The organism is Paragemmobacter kunshanensis (genome assembly GCF_011059185.1).
In the GTDB taxonomy this organism is placed as follows: domain Bacteria; phylum Pseudomonadota; class Alphaproteobacteria; order Rhodobacterales; family Rhodobacteraceae; genus Paragemmobacter; species Paragemmobacter kunshanensis.
Genome location: NZ_JAALFE010000069.1, coordinates 1 through 2,502, shown reverse-complemented (window position 1 = coordinate 2,502; position 2,502 = coordinate 1). Strand labels below are relative to the sequence as shown.

Annotated in this window: 2 protein-coding genes; both read right to left on the bottom strand. The window is 59.9% G+C overall.

Annotated elements, in window-relative coordinates:
- Nucleotides 1–96: 96 nt before the first annotated feature.
- A complete protein-coding gene (istB, locus tag G5V65_RS21645) occupies nt 97–867 on the bottom strand; it encodes an IS21-like element helper ATPase IstB (protein WP_165054648.1) in 771 nt (256 codons plus the stop codon).
- On the bottom strand, nt 857–2,392 hold the full coding sequence (gene istA / locus G5V65_RS21640) for an IS21 family transposase (RefSeq protein WP_165054651.1): 1,536 nt from the start codon (nt 2,390–2,392) through the stop codon (nt 857–859). The genes istB and istA overlap by 11 nt, the downstream gene beginning before the upstream one ends.
- Nucleotides 2,393–2,502: the final 110 nt, after the last annotated feature.

The following is a 2,502-nucleotide window of genomic DNA, read 5'->3' as shown; positions in this document are numbered from 1 at the left end:
TGTTGATTTGCACTGAGAGCTGACCCGGGTTTTCCATCGAGAAGTGACCCACCATTGGTTATGGATTTCGTGTCATGCTTGGGTCAATGCACGGTTTCACTCCTTCTTCTTTCGAGCTGCTGCGGCTGAACTTGCTTTGAAGCGGAAGCTGTCGTTTCCAGTTTCCAGGATGTGGCAGCGGTGTGTGAGGCGGTCGAGCAGTGCCGTGGTCATCTTCGCGTCGCCGAAGACCGTGGCCCATTCGCTGAAGCTGAGATTGGTTGTGATCGCGACGCTGGTGCGCTCGTAAAGCTTGCTCAGCAAGTGGAACAACAACGCCCCGCCCGAGGCACTGAACGGCAGGTATCCAAGCTCGTCGAGGATCACGAGGTCGAGGCGGGTCAAGCTTTCGGCAATCTGCCCCGCCTTGCCCTTGGCCTTTTCCTGTTCGAGGGCGTTGACCAGTTCGATTGTGGAGAAGAAGCGGACCTTGCGGCGATGATGCTCAACGGCCTGTATGCCAAGGGCGGTCGCGACATGGGTTTTTCCGGTGCCCGGTCCGCCAATCAGGACGACATTCTGCGCGCCGTCGAGGAACTCGCAGCGGTGCAGCGTTCTAACGGTGGCCTCGTTGATATCGCTGGCGGCGAAGTCGAAGCCCGAGAGGTCCTTGTAGGCTGGGAAGCGTGCCGCCTTCATGTGATAGGCGATGGAGCGCACCTCCCGTTCGGCTAGTTCGGCCTTCAGCAGTTGCGACAGGATAGGGATGGCCGCCTCAAAGGCAGGTGCCCCCTGTTCGATGAGATCCTCGACGGCTTGGGCCATGCCATACATCTTCAAGCTGCGGAGCATGATCACGATGCCACCTGCGGCAGGGTCATGACGCATGGCGGCCTCCTGCAGTGATCTGACTGCGCAGGGCGTCATAACGTTCGACATTGGCCTTGGGCTCGCGCCGCAGGATCAGCGCTTGCGGAGTATCCAGTGGCGGACCACCAGTCACCTTGCCGTCGACAAGGCGGTGCAGGAGGTTCAGCACATGGGTCTTGGTGGGCACGCCCTCGGTCAGTGCCAATTCCACGGCGGTCAGCACGGCCTGCTCATCATGCTGCAAGACGAGTGCGAGAATATCGACCATCTCGCGATCACCACCGGGTTTGCGTAGCATCTGATCCTGCAACTGCCTGAAGGCAGGTGGCAATTCCAGGAAGGGCGCGCCATTGCGAAGAGCCCCGGGCTTCCTTTGGACAACCGCCAGATAATGCCGCCAGTCATAGATTGTCTTCGGGGGCAACTTGTGGCTGCGCTGGATCAGGCGGGCATGCTCGCACAGGATTTTGCCCTCCGCCGCCACCACCAACCGGTCGGGATAGACCCGCAGACTGACGGGTCGGTTCGCGAATGATGCCGGAACGCTGTAGCGATTGCGCTCAAAGCTGATCAGGCAAGTGGGTGAGACACGCTTGCTCACCTCGACAAAGCCGTCGAACGCCACTGGCAGAGGCATCAAGGTCCTTTGTTCCGCTGCCCAGACATCGGCGATGGTTCCGGGCAGCGTGCCATGGGCAGTCTCATGCCACAGCTCGTAGCAACGCTTTTCCAGCCAGGCGTTCAGCCCCGCAAGATCAGAGAAGTTTGGCATGACCTGCAACATCTGGTGACGGGCGTCGCGGACATTCTTCTCGACCTGCCCTTTCTCCCAACCCGCCGCCGGATTGCAGAACTCGGGCTCGAACACATAGTGGTTGGCCATGGCGAGGAAGCGGATATTGACCTGCCGTTCCTTGCCCCGGCCAACACGGTCCACAGCCGTGCGCATGTTGTCGTAGATCCCGCGCTCCGGCACGCCGCCGAAGACTCGGAATGCGTGCCAATGTGCGTCGAACAGCATCTCATGGGTCTGCAAAGGATACGCGCGCAAGAGAAAGGCCCGACTGTGCGACAGCTTGATATGGGCCACCTGAAGCTTCATGCGCTCACCACCAACGCCTGCAAAGTCCTCGCTCCAGTCGAACTGGAACGCTTCGCCAGCACGGAAGGCCAGCGGAACGAACGTCCCGCGACCTGTCGTCTGTTGCTCGCTCTGACGATATGCCCGCCATTCTCGTGCAAAGGCCGCCACACGACTGTAGGAGCCGGTGAAGCCGAGAGCGACGAGATCGGCATGCATCTTCGTCAGAGTCTGCCGCTCTTTGCGTGGCCTCCCGGCATTGGTCTTCAGCCAGACCGCCAGCTTCTCGGCAAAAGGGTCAAGCTTACTCGGGCGATCAGGCGTAGCAAAATGCGGCTCGATAACATCCGCCCTAAGATACTTCTTGACCGTATTGCGCGACAGGCCTGTGCGGCGCGCAATCTCTCGTATCGGCAAACCCTGACGAAGGCGCAGCTTCCGGATCACGTTCAGTAGTCCCATGTCGATCACTCCGTTGACCCCCTCGCGCTTCGCTCGGGGAAGGGTCACATGGGTCAAATCTCAATGGAAATCTTCAGCCCAACCGGGTCAGCTCTCAGCGCAAATCAACA